General features: G+C 66.1%; 14 protein-coding genes. 1 reads left to right on the forward strand and 13 read right to left on the reverse strand.

Annotated features, from left to right (window positions below; translation table 11 throughout):
* Window positions 1-8 precede the first annotated feature (8 nt).
* The 8 genes from FS507_RS02595 to FS507_RS02630 form a co-directional block, all read right to left on the reverse strand.
* On the reverse strand, window positions 9-764 hold the full coding sequence (locus FS507_RS02595; RefSeq protein ID WP_145941270.1) for a hypothetical protein: 756 nt from the start codon (window positions 762-764) through the stop codon (window positions 9-11).
* Window positions 765-796: 32 nt separating this feature from the next.
* Window positions 797-1498: a hypothetical protein gene (locus tag FS507_RS02600; protein ID WP_145941271.1), complete on the reverse strand. Its 702-nt coding sequence runs from the start codon at window positions 1496-1498 to the stop codon at window positions 797-799.
* A 187-nt stretch (window positions 1499-1685) separates the two neighbouring features.
* Window positions 1686-2747, reverse strand: a complete 1062-nt coding sequence (gene rfbB / locus FS507_RS02605; RefSeq protein WP_145941272.1) for a dTDP-glucose 4,6-dehydratase — start codon at window positions 2745-2747, stop codon at window positions 1686-1688.
* A gap of 1 nt (window position 2748) precedes the next feature.
* On the reverse strand, window positions 2749-3876 hold the full coding sequence (gene ccsB, locus FS507_RS02610; RefSeq protein WP_145941273.1) for a c-type cytochrome biogenesis protein CcsB: 1128 nt from the start codon (window positions 3874-3876) through the stop codon (window positions 2749-2751).
* 88 nt (window positions 3877-3964) lie between these two features.
* Window positions 3965-5713, reverse strand: a complete 1749-nt coding sequence (locus FS507_RS02615; protein WP_145941274.1) for a cytochrome c biogenesis protein ResB — start codon at window positions 5711-5713, stop codon at window positions 3965-3967.
* 33 nt (window positions 5714-5746) lie between these two features.
* The gene (locus FS507_RS02620; RefSeq protein WP_145941275.1) at window positions 5747-6535 is read right to left on the reverse strand and encodes a cytochrome c biogenesis CcdA family protein; all 789 of its coding nucleotides are present in this window, start codon (window positions 6533-6535) and stop codon (window positions 5747-5749) included.
* Complete coding sequence (locus tag FS507_RS02625; protein ID WP_145941276.1) at window positions 6528-7145, reverse strand: TlpA family protein disulfide reductase; 618 nt, start codon at window positions 7143-7145, stop codon at window positions 6528-6530. Before FS507_RS02625 ends, FS507_RS02620 begins: the two co-directional genes overlap by 8 nt.
* Window positions 7146-7152: 7 nt before the next feature.
* The gene (locus tag FS507_RS02630) at window positions 7153-7758 is read right to left on the reverse strand and encodes a histidine phosphatase family protein (protein WP_145941277.1); all 606 of its coding nucleotides are present in this window, start codon (window positions 7756-7758) and stop codon (window positions 7153-7155) included.
* Window positions 7759-7864: 106 nt separating this feature from the next.
* On the opposite strand from FS507_RS02630, the gene FS507_RS02635 reads away from it, so the two are divergent.
* On the forward strand, window positions 7865-8905 hold the full coding sequence (locus FS507_RS02635) for an iron-siderophore ABC transporter substrate-binding protein (RefSeq protein ID WP_145941278.1): 1041 nt from the start codon (window positions 7865-7867) through the stop codon (window positions 8903-8905).
* Window positions 8906-8955: 50 nt separating this feature from the next.
* Here FS507_RS02635 and hemL read toward each other — a convergent pair whose 3' ends face one another.
* From hemL to hemB, 5 genes are all read right to left on the reverse strand, one after another.
* The gene (hemL, locus tag FS507_RS02640) at window positions 8956-10254 is read right to left on the reverse strand and encodes a glutamate-1-semialdehyde 2,1-aminomutase (protein ID WP_145941279.1); all 1299 of its coding nucleotides are present in this window, start codon (window positions 10252-10254) and stop codon (window positions 8956-8958) included.
* 174 nt (window positions 10255-10428) lie between these two features.
* Window positions 10429-13155, reverse strand: a complete 2727-nt coding sequence (locus FS507_RS02645) for a heavy metal translocating P-type ATPase (protein WP_145941280.1) — start codon at window positions 13153-13155, stop codon at window positions 10429-10431.
* Window positions 13156-13203: 48 nt separating this feature from the next.
* Window positions 13204-13704 carry a hypothetical protein gene (locus FS507_RS02650; RefSeq protein WP_145941281.1) on the reverse strand — a complete coding sequence of 167 codons (501 nt, stop codon included), beginning with the start codon at window positions 13702-13704 and terminating at the stop codon, window positions 13204-13206.
* 3 nt (window positions 13705-13707) lie between these two features.
* A complete protein-coding gene (locus tag FS507_RS02655; RefSeq protein WP_145941282.1) occupies window positions 13708-14379 on the reverse strand; it encodes a hypothetical protein in 672 nt (223 codons plus the stop codon).
* A 28-nt stretch (window positions 14380-14407) separates the two neighbouring features.
* Complete coding sequence (gene hemB, locus FS507_RS02660; RefSeq protein WP_145941283.1) at window positions 14408-15412, reverse strand: porphobilinogen synthase; 1005 nt, start codon at window positions 15410-15412, stop codon at window positions 14408-14410.
* Window position 15413: the final 1 nt, after the last annotated feature.

Genomic DNA, 15413 nt, shown 5'->3' on the forward strand with positions numbered 1-15413 from the left:
CGCGGCGGTCAGTTCCAGTGGATCGGTTCGATTTCCGTCGGCTCCGACCCATCGGGTGACTCTGGCGTATCAGGCAGGTCATAGGTGAAGGCCAGGCCGGTGGGGCTGATGCCGCGGGTCTTTTCCTTGTCGACGTAACTGAGAACCGCGGACCCGTAGGTCGCGTCCTCGTCGATGTCGGCGAGGCTGGGCGGCAGAAGGTCCTGTTCATCCACGCCGCACGTCGCCGGGTCAGCGCGCTCGATGACATTGGCACCGGCGCCCTCGTCATCGGCAGGCACGAGGTCCGGCGCAGCGACGGTCGCAGAGTCCTGGTCGTCGGTTGCCGGGCCTTCCCCGAGGAATGCGAGTGTGTAGGTGAGACAGACGAACTCCTCCACATCGTCACTGCCCTCCGTCAGAGGTACCTCGTCGGCATCGAGAGTGTCCACCCCTGTGGCAGTGACCTTCCAGAACTGGAGGGGCCCCGGGGTTGCAGAGTCGTCGTCCACAGGACGCTGGCTGACGACATAGGCGGCGTCACCGAAATCCAGTTCGGTGCCCGGTTCGGTGGGCCGGAACCCCTCCGGTGCCCCGTCCAGGTCGAGTTCCGAGATCAGCTCGTTCTCCCCGTCACCGGCGTCACCAGCATCACTGTCCGCGGCATCCTCGCTGCTTTCAGCAACACCGGTCGCGCCGTCCCCCACCGAGCAGCCGACGAGGACGACGGCCGGGACGGTCACTCCGGCGAGCAGCGCACGTCGCCACTTCTGTGAAACAGTCATGCCCACGAGGATAGTGCAGCCGGAAACTGTGCTCAGCGCCAGACCACGCGGCCGGTGTGCAACGGGTCGAGGTCAGATCCTTCAGCCTGAAAGAGGAAGCGGACCCCGGCAGGCTTACGCGCTGCACCGGATCCGTCATTGCGGACGCACCCCAGTACGGCTCCGCGGTATGTCCTGCCTTCGACGAGCTTGTGGAGATCACCGGGGACCATGTCCGCCGGGTCGATCCCACCGTGCAGTTCTGCGGAGTACAGCAACGGATCCACGGCGTTACCGGCGGCATCCGTGGCGATCAGCACCGGAACTGCCACGGCGGACTGGAGAACGGGGTTACCGTCGCCGCCGTCGCCGAGGAACGTAATGTCGTACGGGGTCAGGATGTAGTGGTCGACCTCGTCCGGCGCAGGGTTGACACCTACGCCGAAGACACTCCCCAGATCCGTGTCTTCGGGAGCGACCGTGCGGGGACAACCGGTGGAGATCTCCCAGTACAGTGTCGGGCCCTGCGGGAGTCGGGTGAGCACCTCCGCGGACTGGCCGTGCGCCAGGGTCGTGCCAGGCACGGTGAGGGCGAAGTCCGCCGGCGGGTCCGGCAGGACGACGGCCTCGTCGCCGATCTGGTAACCGTCAGCAGGCTGGGCACCGGCCAGACGTGGTACCGCTGCGCCGCTCAGCAGAAGGGTGCGCCACGTGCGACGGGCGGACGGGACAGTGACTACTCGGGACATGGTCATGCTGGTGATCCTTTCCCCGGTGTGGCGCCGGGTGAGGCTAGTGGAGACTTACATCGGTCAACCTACCCTTATTTATGTTCGCGAAAGCGACGATCTGGAACAATCACTCCGGGAAACAGGCCGCGACGGCATGTGTCGCAGCTCACAACCATTTTCCACTACCCCCGAGTATCACCCCCGATGCCGGTCAGTCGATGACCTGCTCCGTGTCCCGGTACGTTTCCTCCGCATCTTTCCGGCTGACTTCCCACCAGGAGCGGTTGTCCAGGTACCACTGCACCGTGTCCGCCAGCCCGGCGGCGAAATCGGTGTACCGCGGCTCCCATCCGAGCGCCTCGACCGACGACGGATCTATCGCATATCGCCGATCATGCCCCGGCCGGTCAGTCACGTGGATGACGTCCCCCGGGTCCCGGTCGAACAACTGCAGGAGCGTCTCCACGCACTGCCTGTTCGACCGCTCACCGTCGGCTCCGATGAGATACGTCTCCCCCGATATGCCGCGTTCCAGAATCGTCCAGACCGCATCGTTGTGGTCATCGACGTGGATCCAGTCCCGGACGTTGTCTCCCGCGCCGTACAGCCGCGGACTCTCCCCGTTGATGAGGCCGGTGATCTGACGAGGCAGGAACTTCTCCGGGTGTTGACGTGGCCCGTAGTTGTTCGAGCAGTTCGAGATCGTCGCGCTGAGACCGTGACTACGCACGAACGCCCGGACCAGATGGTCAGCGGCCGCCTTCGACGCGGAATACACCGATGACGGCGCGTACGGGGTGTCCACGGTGAAGCGGGCGGCACTCTCGAGCGGCAGATCGCCGAAGACCTCGTCCGTGGATATGTGGTGCAGACGGACACCGTGACGGACGCATGCATCGGCGACGACCCCGGTGCCCTCTGTGTTGGTGCGTACGAAACGCAACGGATCCCGCAGGGCGTTGTCGTTGTGACTCTCCGCCGCGAAGTGCACCACGGCGGCAACACCGCCCTCGGCCGTCGCCGCCCTGTGCACGTCCGAAAGAAGGTCATCCACCAGCCCCGTGTCACAGACATCACCCACCACGACGCTGACGCCGCTCTCCGTGGCTCCCGCGAGATTGGCGGGGTTCGCCGCATAGGTCATGGCATCCAGCACAGTGATCCGGACGCTCGGCCGGGTCGCGAGAGTGCGGTGGACGAAATTGGCCCCGATAAAACCGGCACCGCCGGTCACCAGCAGGTGGGTGATCCGACGGTCAGGATGGTGCGGCATGTCAGTTCAGTCCGGCGTAGGAGTGCAGGCCGGAGATGACGATGTTGATGAAGAAGAGGTTGAAGACCATCGTGGCGAATGCCAGGACGTTGATCCACGCGGCAGGCTTGCCACGCATGCCGGGTGTCGCGCGGGCGTGCAGGTACGCGGCGTAGAGGATCCAGGTGATCAGGGAGACGGTCTCCTTAGGGTCCCAGCCCCAGAAACGGCCCCAGGCGAAGTGCGCCCATGTCGCACCGAAGACGACACCGAGTCCGAAGATCGGGAGTGTCCAGATGGCCGCCCGGTAGGCCAGCGCATCCAGTTTGGAGGCGTCCGGCAACGGAACGGCGATCGCGCCGAAGAACCCCTTCTCCTGACCCTTCGGCTGGGCGCGCCGGAGCAGGTAGAGCAGTGACGCCATACCCGAGACCAGGCCGATGCCACCGCCGATCGACACCACCGAGACATGGATCCAGTACCAGTAGGAGTTCAGGGACGGCACGAGCGGGGCGACGTCAGCGTAGAGCTCCGTGCCGGCGTAGAACATCAGGACCAGGATGGGGGTGAGGATCCACGGCCACAGCACACGCATGGCCTTCCGCCGGAGCACGTAGCAGGCGATGACCATCGACACGCCCGAGACCACAGAGACGTACTCGAACAGGTTTCCCCAGGGGAAACGCTGCGCGGCCAGTCCACGTGTCACGAGGAAAAGCAGGTGCATCGCCACACCCAGCCAGATCACGGCCTGGGCCATGCCGCCCCACTGGTCCGTCCGACGGAACTTCTTCCGCAAGGCGTCGACCTGGAAGTTCTTCGGCAGATCCTTTTCCGACAGCGAACCCGTGGCAATACCCGAGACGTCGTGGCTGCCACCGTCGACGGCATCCTTGTCGACGCCGGTCGCGGGGCCGGAGCCTTCTGCCGGAGCCGAACCTGCCGCAGCGACCGTCACCTTCTCCTTGGCACGCTCGGCCTTGTTCTCACCGAGAATACGGGCACGCTCACGGCGAGCTTCCGTCGCCGAACGCAGCATGCCGTAGAAGATGAGAGAGATGGCGAGGCCAATCAAGTACAGACCCGCAGTCGTGGCGAACGCCAGGTCGGAAAAATTCGCCAGGCCCTCATTGGCGTCGTGGATGTCCATCCGTCAGTTCCTCCGTCGATTATGACTGGACCGTAACTCGGCCCACGTTACTGCGCACCCGTAGCGAAAACCAAAAGTGAGCTGGGGTTTAGCGTTCCTCAGGTCGATCCTGCGTCCCCTGTGACCCACTGTCCTCCGTATCGCGGCTGTCGGCGAGCTCGCCCGATGAGACCTCGCGGTCCAGTTCACGCTGAAGCTCATCCTCCCAGTCCTCCCATTCACTGTCGGTCTGGTCGAACTCCTCGTCGAGCTCTTCCTCATCCAGTTGGAGCAGTTCCTCGGACACGCGGTTGAACTCACGGCCCCATCCGGCCGAATCAGTCCGGGCCAGTCCTGCGATCTGCAGCTGGGAGGTGCCGTCACCATTGTCAGTGACCCGCACCCAGAAGCGGCGGCGCTTGATGGTGAGGGAACCGACCAGGCTGACCAGCATCAGCACGGCGAACCCGAGCACGTACGGTGTTGTCGGGTCACGACTGACCTGGAGGTTCACGAATCGCTGGGCTCCATCAAAGCTGATCTCCGTCCCGTCGTCGAGGGTGACCGACTCGCCTTCCATGAGATTGACCCGATCCAGTTTCTGCAGCGCGCCACTGTGCAACTGGTTGGAGTCCAGCGAGAAAATGTCCTGTCCCGTCCCCGCATCGAGTCCGGTATCGCCCCGGTAGATGTCGATGGCGACAGCAGGATCCAGCAGGTCGGGATGCGAGGAGGTCAGCAAGGAGTCGTTCTCACCCGAAAACTCCGCCGTCGGGGCGAAGAGCCCCTGGATCGCCAGCTGATTCTGACGTCGGTCGTAGAGGTCCTCGTACATTCCCGCCGGCGGGTCCATCTTGATCGCACCGGACGACAGGAAGAAAGTCAGATCGTCCGGACGGAACTGGATGGTCTCGGTCCGGGTCTCCCCGTCCGGCCAGGTGACCGTGAAGGTCGGCGCGTAGCCACGCCCCTGGAGGTAGACGAGATCTCCGTCGACGTTGAGAGGATGGTTCACCTGCAGCTGGGTATGGTCCCACTCGTCGGTGGGCAGCATCGCATCCTCGCCCTCGGCGTAGTCGACGTCCGAGGAGAAGTGGGTCGCCTGCCCCTCAGCGGTGTACTCCGCTTCGAAGTTCTTCACGTTCACGCAGAACGGGGTCAGGGTGGTGCCGTCGAAGAGAGGGCCGTGCCGCATCGAGTCGAAGTTCGCGACGGCAGAGTTGCAGAACTGTGAGCTTGCGGAATCCGTACCCGCGATGACGATGACCTGGCCCTCGTAGTAGACCAGTCGTCCCGCCATGACGGCGACCAGGATACCCACCAGCGACAGGTGGAAGACCAGGTTGGACGCCTCGCGGAGGTAACCCCGCTCCGCAGCGAACGACCACTTCCCGGCGCGGTCGTCCGCGGCCTCGGTGGCTCCGCCGCGCCACTTGCGGAAGCGTCGGGTCACCTGTTTCTGGACATCCTCCGCGGGTGTCTCGACCGTCCCCTCCACAAAGTTCGGCATACGGGTCAACCGTTTCGGAGCCGACGGCGGCCGCGTCCGCAGTGCCTTGTAGTGGTCCCAGCTGCGCGGGAGGATGCAGCCGATCAGAGAGAGGAAGAGAAGGACGTAGATCGCCGCGAACCACGGCGAGCTGAAGACGTCGAAAAGCCCGAGCTTGTCGTAGATCTCACCGATCCGACCGTTGTTCTCGATGTACTCCGTGACGTTGCCCGCGTTCAGGGAACGCTGCGGCAGCAGCGCACCGGGAACGGCACCGAGAGCGAGGAGGAACAGCAGGACCAGTGCCGTCCGCATACGGGTCAGCCACTGCCAGGCCCGTTTCGGTAGACGCAGGAACCAGCGGATCATGGAAACCTTTCGGGAGAGGAACTCGGTTGAAGCCTAGATCGGCAGCGTGGTGTCGGAGACCAGACCTTGACGGATCCAGTCGACGAACAGTGCCCACTGGCCGGAGACCAGCAGAATGCCGACGATGATCAGCAGGGCACCGCCGATGAGCTGGATGGTGCGGGAGTGTCTCCGCAGCCAGCCGACCCCACGCAGAGCCTTGGCGGAGCCCAGGGCGACAAGTATGAACGGTAGTCCCAGGCCCAGGCAGTAGGAAATGATCAGGATGACCCCCCGTGCGGCGGTCATGCCCTCAGTACCGGCGGACACGGAGATGATCGCGGCGAGGGTCGGCCCCAGGCAGGGGGTCCAGCCCAGGGCGAAGACCCCGCCGAGCAGCGGTGCACCGGCGAGGGTGGACCACCGCTTCGGTGCCATGCGGGTGTCGTTCTGCAACGGGCGGATGAACCCCATGAACACGATGCCCATGATGATCGTCACAACTCCGCCGACGCGCATGAGTGTTTCCTGGTTGATCATCAAGGCACTGATTGCGCCGAAGACGGTCGCGGTGGCGAGGACGAAGACCACGGTGAAGCCGGTCACGAACAGCAGTGCCGCACCACCTGCCCGGCCCCGGCGCCCGGTCACCACCGTGCCTTCCCTGGTGTACTCCGTGTCCGCACCGACGACTCCGGCGAGATAGGAGACGTATCCCGGAACCAACGGGATCACGCAGGGCGAGGCGAAAGAGACCAGGCCGGCGACCGCCGCGGCCGCCAGTGCCAGGAGGATCGGCCCGGTGGTCACCGCCTCGGAGAACGCGGTTCCGAGATCACTCATCGTTCAGCAACGGCTCCACGGCCGCCCACAGCTCGTCGTCGTTGATCTCGCGGAGGAAGACCTTCGCGGGACGGTGCTGCTTGTCCAACACGATCGTCGTCGGGATGACAGACGCCGGCAGGCCGCCCAGGGCGAGCGCGGACTTGAACGGCGGGTCGTAGATGGAGGGATAGGTGATCCCGTTGTCCGTGACGAAGTCGCGGGCTTTGTCGGCCACGGAGTCACGGACATTGATACCGAGGATGGTTCCGCGACCGTCGTCCTCGAACTTCTCCTGGACGCGCTGCAGGTCGTCGGCCTCGCTACGGCACGGGCCGCACCACTGCCCCCAGGAGTTCAGGACGACCACCTGGTCCTTGTAATCCTCCAGGGTGATCGTCTGCTCCGGCTCCATCAACGACTCGCCCTGGAGGTCCCCCACCGGTTCACGGTCGCCTTCGTCGTAGGTGATCTCGGTCTGTCCGCCCGGGGAGACGAATTCGAAGGTGCCTCCGTCGACGACGGCATCCGTGCCGGCGGTGTTGTCCTCGCCACATGCTGAGACGGCCAACGCCAGCGACGCGGCGATCACAGCGGCCGTCACCCGTCGTCCCTGTTGCTTCACGTTCATCACCGGATCAGATCTCCTGCGCAGGCTCCGAATAGACCATGTCGACGAGGTCGTCTCCCTCGAAGACCAGCGACGTCACCGACGCGAGTTCGCACCGGCGCGCCGCCGGGTTGTGCCTCAGCGGCAGGCCCTGGACGTCGCGCTGGACACAGACGATGGGAAGCTGGTGGGTCACACACACCGCTTCGCCTCCCTCTGCCCCCCGACGGGCGCGGTCGACGGCACGCCACATCCGGTCGAGGATCTCAGTGTACGGCTCTCCCCAGCTCGGGACGGTGGGGTTCTTCAGCATCGGCCACCGCTTCGGATTCCACAGGGCTGAACGGACACCCTTGATGTGGAGGCCCTCCAGGTCATTCCCGGCCTCGAGGAGGTCATCGTCCACCTGCGGCGCAATCCCGACGGTCTCCGCCAGCGGGGCTGCGGTTTCGCAGGCACGCTCCAGCGGGGAGGACACGACATAACTGACGTCATGATCGGACAGGTCAGCGGCGAGCGCGGCGGCCATCTGACGGCCGCGGACACTGAGGTGCCAGTCGGGCAGACGACCGTAGAGGATGCGGTCGGGGTTGTGAACCTCCCCGTGACGGACGAGGTGGACGATCGTTGTCATGGTGTCTGACACTACCTGGCATGGTGCTCAGCTCATAAGTGAACAGCTCGCCGACGGCAGCATGGTGAACGCCGGTCACCAGCTGTGGACATGCTAGCCTACCCTCATGACTTTCCTCCTCCGCCGCACAGGGCGCCGCACACTGGCCGCCGTTGCGGTGTCCTGCCTCACCACCGCGCTCCTCGTCGCCTGTTCCTCCGGTTCAGACGTCGCGTCCCAGGACAATCGGGACGACGATGCCTTCACACCGACGACGATCACCCACGCTCTCGGCGAGGCCGAGATCACCACGAAACCCGAACGTGTCGTCACCTTGGGCCAGGGGTCCGCCGAGACTGCCATCGCGCTCGGAGTCACGCCGGTCGGCACCGAGAGTTACGAGTGGGGCGCCGATGACTCAGGACAACTTCCGTGGATCCGGGAGGCGGTCGAAGAGGAAGGCGGGGAACTCCCCGAACTCATCACCGGGGGCGAGGAGGTCAGCGCCGAAGAAATCGCGGCACTGGAGCCCGACCTGGTCCTGGCGCCGTGGTCCGGCCTGACCCAGGACCAGTACGACCAGATCAGCGCCGTCGCCCCCACCGTCGCCTACCCCGAACATCCCTGGACCATCGACTGGGAGGACCAGATCACCACCATCGCCACCGCACTCGGCGAACCCGACCGTGCCGAGGACCTCATCAACGGCATCGAGGATGACTTCGCCGCCGTCCGTGACGACCACCCTGAATTCGCCGACCACGACTTCGCGTTCATCTACAACCAGGGACCCGCCCAGAACATGGGGGTCTTCCTGCCGTCCGAGCAACGTGCCGCGATGGTCGCCAACCTGGGTCTGAAGACAGCGCCCGTCGTCGAGGAGATGAAGGACGACGAGGTCGTCGGCACCGACTCCGCCCAGTTCAGCCTTGAGGACGCCGACCGACTCAATGACGTCGACCTGATCTTCACCTTCTACTCCGACGACGCCAACCGCCGGGAGATGCACGACAACCCGGTCTACGGCGATGTCACGGCAATACGCGACGGCGCCGAGGTCGCCCCCACCGACCAGTCCTTCGTGACCGCGTCGTCGATGATCAACCCCCTCACCGTCCCCTGGACCCTGGAGCGCTATGTCCCGATGATCCAGGAAGCGCTCTCCTAGGAATCCAGCTACGGAGACAGACTGCGCTGGCTACGCGCAGACTGCTCTGGCTACGCTACTGTCGCCGCAGCAGCAGCCTTGGCAGCCGGAACCAGGGCGGACTCGATGCGCTGGAAGTCGTCATCGGTCAACGCGGTGGACACGAACCAGGTCTCGAAGACGCTCGGCGGCGCGAACACCCCGTTGTCGAGCAGGGCGTGGAAGAACGGCGCATAACGGAACGTGTCCGCCGCCTGCATCTCCGCGAAGTTGTGCCCCTGGCCCTCGGCGAACCTGACCGAGAGCATCGTGGTGGCCCGCTGCATGTGGTGTGCCACGCCCTCACGCGACAACGCCCCGCTGATCAGCGACGACAACCGGTCGGCATTACTCTGCAACGTCGTGTAGGTCGACTCGTCCGCCAGACGCAGCGACGCCAGACCCGACGCCGTGGCGACCGGGTTCCCCGACAACGTCCCCGCCTGGTACACCGGTCCCTCCGGGGCGAGCATGTCCATGATCTCGGCCCGCCCGCCGAACGCTGCGGCCGGCATCCCGCCGGACACCACCTTGCCGAACGTCGTCAGGTCACCGGCGACCCCGTCCACCCCGAACCATCCGGAGCGTGAGGTGCGGAAACCGGTCATGACCTCGTCGAGGATCAACAGCGCGCCATCAGCATGGGCGATCTCCTTCAGCGCGGCGTTGAACCCGTCCTGCGGATGCACCGTGCCCATGTTGCCCGCACTGGCCTCCGCGATGACCGCGGCGATCTGACCGGGATTGTCGGCGAAGGCAGCCCGGACGGCATCAAGGTCGTTGTAGTCCACGACGATCGTCTCGGCAGCGGCGGACGCCGTGATCCCCGGCGAGTCAGGCAGCCCCAGGGTCGCGACACCGGATCCGGCAGCCACCAGCAGGGAATCCACGTGCCCGTGGTAGCACCCGTTGAACTTCAGGATCTTGTCCCGGCCGGTGAACCCGCGGGCGAGCCGGACCGCCGACATCGTCGCCTCCGTTCCGGAGTTCACCAGCCGGACCCGCTCCACACTGGTGCGGTCGATGATCTCCTGGGCCAGCTCCGTCTCGGCGAGGGTCGGCGCACCGAAGGACAGCCCCTTCCCAGCCGCTTCACGAACCGCCTCCACCACGTCCGGGTGGGCGTTACCGTGGAGCATCGGCCCCCAGGAACAGATCAGGTCGACATAGTCGTTCCCGTCGATGTCGGTGAGCCTCGACCCTGCCGCGGAGGCGATGAACGGTGCGGTCCCGCCGACCGAGCCGAATGCGCGTACCGGCGAGTTCACGCCGCCGGGGGTGACCCCCCTCGCCCGGTCCATCGCCGCCGAGCTGTTCGTCCGTCCACTCATCTGCCACTCCTTCAGGTCGCTTATCCCAACTGCCCCCAGCATAATGACCGGACTGCGGGAGCGGGTCCCCGGGTGAACGGCCGCTCACACAGACGCCTGAGGTTGTTCTGCGGGGTCGACGCCAACCCTGAGCGTCCGTCCCGGCGCCTTTCCGGTGACACCGGGCTCACGGCCTCACCGGGACTGCCAGGGACTCAGGTTCTCACCTGCCCAGGCCCGCAGCCTCCCGAGCCGGGTGTCGGACCGGCTGCCGGGGACGTCGGCCCCCTCCCGTCCCAGGGGGTCACCGATGCTGTAGTCACGGTGACTGATCCGCGCGGACCGCCACTCGATCAGCAGCGACGAGCCGAGCATCAGAGCGGTCGCCAGAAGCGGGTTGAGGAATCCGGACACGGCGAGCACCAGGGCGATGATGTTGTACCCCCAGGCGAGCCAGAGGTTCCAGTCGACCGTGGCGCGGACATGACGGGCGAGGTTCACCGATTCCGCCACGACAGCGACATCTTCCCTGATGATCACGACATCACTGGCGGCGGAATCGAGTCCCCTCGCCTGGCCGTGTTCACCGCCCAGATTGTCCAGCCGGTCCGCAGAACCCATCAGAATTCCGACGTCGGCGACATCGAGGCAGTCCAGGACATCCTGGTCGCCGACCATCGCGACGGTGGCACCCTGGGCATGCACACTTCGCACCGTCGCAGCCTTGCGTGCGGGAATGATGCCTGCGAGCACCTTGGAGATCCCGATCGAGTCAGCCATCCGACGGGCGACGGGATAGGTGTCCCGCGAGAGCATGTAGGTTTCCACACCGGCGTCCTCCAGCCAGTGCACGGAGGACTCTGCATCGGGTTTGATGCTGTCGGCGACGTTGATGACGCCCCGCGCCCTCCCCCGCCAACTGACGACGAGCGGTGCCCCTCCGCTGAGGACCGCGTTGGCCAGGGTCGGGTCCTCGAGTTCCGAGAGGTCACGGGGGCGCCACAGTTCCGCCTGGACAGGCCGGACAGTCTGCTCCCCGGTACCCGGATCAGCGACCGGGAGATCCACGGTGGCCGTGAAGACGCCCCGGGGGTCGACTTCCACGGGGCCGGCCTCCAGCCAGTGCGGCACCTTGTCTCCGCCGGCACCACTGTCACGGGACTCACGGTCGGCCCGGACAATCGCCCGTGAGACACCATGCGGACTCTCGAGACTCAGCGCACCCGCCACCCGGAGCACCAGTTCGGCGACCTCCCCTTTGGCAGCGGTCACCCCGACGACGTTCATCGGCCCGGTCGTCAGCGTCCCGGCGCGGTTGAAGATGATGGTGTCGACGGCCGCGAGACGGTGGACGGTACCGGTGTCACGCAACAGCATCCCGCCCGAGGCAGCGCGGGCCAGGCCGAGTCGGAGCGCGAGCGTGGTGGACAGCGCGAGCGCGACGGGGGCGACGGAGACCAGGACGGTGAGCGCCGTGGCGACTGCCGCGGTGACGCTCTCCGCGATGGTCAACCATCCAACCGCCGCAATGACCGCGATAGCCACCGCCCACGGCACCAGCAGCGACGCGGTGCGGGTGGCCAGTTGCTCCAGCCTGTTCTCCTCACGCTCGGCGGCCGCGATCCACCGTCGCACTGCAGCGATCCGGGTCCGTGATCCCGTCCTGTTCACCCTGACCTTCAGCTCACCACCGGTGTTGCGGGATCCCGCGTAGACGCTGGCGCCCACTTCGACAGCCGTCTCCCCCCGTCCGCCGGTGAAGGGACCTGCCTCGACGGTCGACCGGCCACCGACGACCTCACCGTCGCAGGGGATCACGGCCCCGACGCCGACGATCACGTCGTCGCCGACCCGGACCTCCGTCGACGGGATCATCCGCTTCACGGGCTTTCCCTGGCGCGATTTGCGCACCACGGTGACGTCGCCGGCCCGTTCGACGGACAGCATGTTCAGTGCCAGGAGGGACCGCAGACGGGTCCGTCGGGAAGCCAGTCGCCCGAACAACAGGAGGATGGTGCAGCCGCAGGCGACGTCGAAGAACACCGCATTGGTCTGGTATCCCCAGGATATGAGGATATTGCCGGAGCGCCAGCCGAGGTCACCGGTCGAACCGGTGAGCAGCTCTGCCAGGGAATAGAGGTAGGCCAGCAGAATCGCCGCGGAAGAGGCGGCGTCGAGGGCGGGCATCCCCCGTCGCAGCCCGCCGAGCATCGCCCGGTGGAACGGCCAGGCACACCACAGCACGACCGGGGTGGACATGGCCAGGCAGATCCACTGCCAGTAGTCGAACTGCCATTCGGGGAAGAGTTGCAGGACGACAACCGGAAGGCCGAAAAGCACCGCAACGAGCAGGCGCGCTCCGGTAATCAGGTTCCGCGCGGTGTACAGCACCTCTGTACCAGCGGCCTGACGTCGGCGTCGCTGACCGAGTTGGTGGAAGGATGCGCCGGAACGAGGCGCCCGGTCGCGGTTCTCACGGTGCAGGTGCGCATTGACGCTCGTCGGACGGGCACGGGCAAGTCGTTCGGCACGCCGCCGCAAGGAGGCGACAGTCAACCAGGAATCCACCCCGGCATCCGTCATGACATCGCGGAGGACGTCGGGTTGCAGGGACTCCGGGGCGGTCACCCAGGCCATGGACGTGGAGTAGACCACGCGGGCCTGCACCCCGGGGAGGAGGTTGAGGGCGGCCTCGACTTTCCCTGCCTGTGTCGCCGATCCCAGGTCCCCCAGGTGGAAGGTGAAGGACGTCAGGCGGGCTCCTCCCCTACCCCGCTGCTCGCGACCCTCCTCGCTGTCGTCGTCGGCTGTGAGCCCCGCAGCACGGGCGGCCCGTCGGGCATCGGCGATAGCCCTGGTCACCGCGTCCGAGGGTTCCTCTCCGGCGACACCAGGCGTGGAATCCCCAGGTGTGACGGTCACCTTCTGCTCTCCCGGGCCCGGTACCGTGTGTCCCGACGTTTCCACAGGTCAGCCCTCCAGCTCTGAGGGGGTCTCCCCGAAGAACGTCCGCACGGCGGGGCGGTACATCGCCAACGCTCCGAGTGCCATGGCCAGCGCCAGCAACGGCTGCTCCAGCCCTCCGACGTTGAAGACCCAGCCGACGAGCGTGAAACCCATGGCCACAGACGCGGCGACCATCACCCAGCGGCGCCGACGCGCGTCGCCGCGCACCAGACCAGGAATCAGCAGGGCGATCAACAGAGCTGCGACGATCTGAATCGAGCCGATCCACCTCATGTTCGAGGACAGGGTCTCGATATAGGCCATCTGGTCCACGTCATCGACGACCGGACGGTCGGCGGTCCACATCATCGCCCCGCTCACCAACAGGCCGACGGCTGCGATGAGAAACAGCACCACCGCCGTCTTCACCGATCCGGGGGTCCCGTCCCCGGGCTTCCAGTACCTGATCGCACGGTTACGGTCTCCGGGGTCGGAGTTGTGGGAGACCGGGAACATGGTGGGCACGGCTCAACGTCCCCTGTTCTTCTTCTCCTCGGCCTCACGGGCCTTACGCTTCTTCTTCTCGGCGCGTTCCTTGTCGAGTTCTTCGCTCCGCTTGGCCATCTTCTCGGCGTAGGCCTCGATCTCGGCCTTGTCCGGGAGGCCGAACCAGTCGGCGTTGTCCGGCCGGGTGATCAGCCAGATGCCGACCACGGCGATGACTCCCGAGATGATCGTGCCTGCACCGACGAGCAGAACCAGCGGGGTGGACCCGGTGTCCGGCGGGCTGGAGAACACCTGCAGCAGCGCCATGAGGGCCAGGTACACCGACCCCACGCACAGCACCATCCTGCTCCGCACACCACCCCGGGACACCCGTCTCGTCAGGTACATGCACACGGCCACCGCCACGAGATTGAACAGGAGGTTCAGGATCGCGGTACCGGTCACCAGGGTGTCCTCGGTCACCCCGTCGGGCAGCGAGACGGAGTCCATCTGCTCGCGCACCTGACTCGTCAACGCGCGCGGGTCCTGCAGGTTCATCACCAGCTGCAGGGCGGCCGTCAGCGCCTGTACGGCTCCGACGATGTACCAGGCGCGGACGCCGTCCCGGACGTTCTCGGGTGCGTCCTTGGACGAGGGAGCCAGTCCGTCCGGCCGTCCGACCTTCGGCGGTGTCGGTGAAGTCTGCTGTGTCATATCGTCGACCAGCTTAGTCAACCAATGGTCAGCCGCGCAGCAGGTGGGCGGCTTCGGTCGCCCAGTAGGTGAGGATGATGTCTGCGCCGGCGCGTCGGATGCCGGTCAACGAGTCCATGATCGCCGCTTCGCGGTCGATCCACCCGTTCTGTGCCGCGGCGGTGATCATGGAGTACTCACCCGACACCTGGTACGCCGCGACCGGCACGGTGGACATGTCGGCGACCTGGCGCAGGATGTCGAGGTGGGGCATCGCCGGTTTGACCATCACCATGTCAGCTCCCTCGGCGATGTCGAGGTCCACCTCCATGAGGGATTCCCGGGCATTGCGCGGATCCTGCTGGTAGGTCTTGCGGTCCCCCTGCAGTGACGAACCGACCGCCTCACGGAAGGGACCGTAGAAGGCACCGGCGTACTTGGCGGAGTACGCCAGAACGGACACGTCCTGGAAGCCTGCCTCGTCCAGGGCACGCCGGATCACCGCGATCTGGCCGTCCATCATGCCCGACGGGCTGACGACGTGGGCCCCGGCCTCCGCCTGGGCGACCGCCATCCGTGCGTAGAGCGGCAGCGTCGCATCATTGTCGATCACGGTGGTACCGAAACGATCTTCCGTGAGGACGCCGCAGTGCCCGTGGTCGGTGAACTCGTCGAGGCAGGTGTCCGCCATGACGATCAGGTCATCGCCGAACTCGCGGCGCAGTGCCGACAATCCCCGGTTGAGGATGCCGTCTGCCGCCCATGCCTGGGAACCGGTGGCGTCCTTCGCCTCAGGGGTCGGGACGCCGAAGAGGTCGACCGAGCCGACTCCGGCGGTGAGAGCCTCCTCGGCGGTACGCAGCAGGGAGTCCTCGGTGTGCTGCTGGACGCCCGGCATCGCGGAGATGTCGCGGGCGGTGTCGATGCCGTCGGCGATGAACATCGGCAGGACCAGCTGGTTGGGCTCCAGGTGGGTCTCGGCCACGAAGTTACGCATCGCCGGCGTGGTGCGGAGGCGGCGGGGGCGGCGGACGGGGTGCACATCATCAGTCATG

Source organism: Corynebacterium glyciniphilum AJ 3170 (genome assembly GCF_007673095.1).
Lineage (GTDB): Bacteria > Actinomycetota > Actinomycetes > Mycobacteriales > Mycobacteriaceae > Corynebacterium.

What these genes read in the sequence shown, in the direction of transcription:
- ccsB (WP_145941273.1), bottom strand. Translation starts at nt 3,876, where the DNA reads ATGGACATCCACGACGCCAATGAGGGCCTGGCGAATTTTTCCGACCTG.
- FS507_RS02635 (WP_145941278.1), top strand. Translation starts at nt 7,865, where the DNA reads ATGACTTTCCTCCTCCGCCGCACAGGGCGCCGCACACTGGCCGCCGTT.
- FS507_RS02620 (WP_145941275.1), bottom strand. Translation starts at nt 6,535, where the DNA reads ATGAGTGATCTCGGAACCGCGTTCTCCGAGGCGGTGACCACCGGGCCG.
- FS507_RS02625 (WP_145941276.1), bottom strand. Translation starts at nt 7,145, where the DNA reads ATGAACGTGAAGCAACAGGGACGACGGGTGACGGCCGCTGTGATCGCC.
- FS507_RS02630 (WP_145941277.1), bottom strand. Translation starts at nt 7,758, where the DNA reads ATGACAACGATCGTCCACCTCGTCCGTCACGGGGAGGTTCACAACCCC.
- hemL (WP_145941279.1), bottom strand. Translation starts at nt 10,254, where the DNA reads ATGAGTGGACGGACGAACAGCTCGGCGGCGATGGACCGGGCGAGGGGG.
- rfbB (WP_145941272.1), bottom strand. Translation starts at nt 2,747, where the DNA reads ATGCCGCACCATCCTGACCGTCGGATCACCCACCTGCTGGTGACCGGC.
- FS507_RS02615 (WP_145941274.1), bottom strand. Translation starts at nt 5,713, where the DNA reads ATGATCCGCTGGTTCCTGCGTCTACCGAAACGGGCCTGGCAGTGGCTG.
- FS507_RS02655 (WP_145941282.1), bottom strand. Translation starts at nt 14,379, where the DNA reads ATGACACAGCAGACTTCACCGACACCGCCGAAGGTCGGACGGCCGGAC.
- FS507_RS02595 (WP_145941270.1), bottom strand. Translation starts at nt 764, where the DNA reads ATGACTGTTTCACAGAAGTGGCGACGTGCGCTGCTCGCCGGAGTGACC.
- FS507_RS02600 (WP_145941271.1), bottom strand. Translation starts at nt 1,498, where the DNA reads ATGACCATGTCCCGAGTAGTCACTGTCCCGTCCGCCCGTCGCACGTGG.
- hemB (WP_145941283.1), bottom strand. Translation starts at nt 15,412, where the DNA reads ATGACTGATGATGTGCACCCCGTCCGCCGCCCCCGCCGCCTCCGCACC.